Origin of the sequence: Pseudomonas sp. JR33AA, assembly GCF_021378985.1 — a bacterium.
GTDB lineage: Bacteria > Pseudomonadota > Gammaproteobacteria > Pseudomonadales > Pseudomonadaceae > Aquipseudomonas > Aquipseudomonas alloputida.
On the sequence record NZ_JAJSAW010000049.1, the window covers coordinates 1 to 973 of the forward strand.

Genomic DNA, 973 nt, shown 5'->3' on the forward strand with positions numbered 1-973 from the left:
GGTCTTGCCCGTGTGGGGTAGGTCAAGGAAGCGACCGATGATCTGTTCAAGATGCGCGTTTTCGTCATTGGCGGCGTTGGTCATGCCGCGGCGTTGGGTCTGGGTGAGTACCTCGGCAATCAGGTTGTCGCTGGCATCGTAGCGATAGGCCTTGTCCAGCAGCGGCAGCACTTCAGCAGGGGCATCGCGGTAGTGAATAGCCTTGCCGGCCAGGCGACCGCTGGTGTCGTAGCGTGTGCGGGTGACCAGTTTGCCCTGGGTCCGCAGGACCTCGTCGTGCACCGCATCGCGCTCGAAATCACTGATGACCCGGCCGTTCAGGTTGATCTGGTGCAGGTGCCCGCTGCCGTAGTACAGGTGATTGAGTTCGCGTTGGTCGGGCAGGACTAGCGTCTGCAGGTTGCCCAGTTCGTCGTAGCGGTACTGCAGCAAGCCAGCGCTGTTGGTTTCGCTGAGCAGTTGCCCGTTGGGGTCGTAGGTGTAATCGAGTTGCTGCTTCTTGCCCTGGTTGTCCGTGAAGGTGATGGACAACAGATTGTCGGCCGCGTCGTAGCGGTAGTCGGTGATGCCATCTTCAGTGCGCTTGCTGACAAGCCGGCCGATTGCGTCCCGCTCGAAGTCGTGGCGGATGGCAGCCGTCCGTGTCGGCGGGGCGTTGTCGGACAGGGGCGGCTGCTCGTCAGGCGAGGGCACATGGGTAAGACGAACGACCTCATCCAGCACGTTGTAGGCATAGAGGCGGCCACTGCCATCCAGGTCTTTTTGTGCCACCAGCCGGTCCAGTTCGTCCCAGCCGAAGCGGTATGACTCGTCATTCTCGTTGGTAAGTTGCAGTAGCCGACCATAGGCGTCGTAGCGGAACTTCACGCTGTAGCCCATGGCGTCGGTGCGTTCGACCAATCGGCCGCTGGGGTCGTAGCGAAACTGCAGGGTTTTCTGGGCAGGGTCGACATAGCGCGTCAACTGGCCGGCA

General features: G+C 61.5%; 1 pseudogene. It reads right to left on the bottom strand.

The annotated features are described in order from the left end of the window. Positions 1 to 973: pseudogene (locus LVS58_RS24940) on the bottom strand (type IV secretion protein Rhs); the annotation flags it as partial.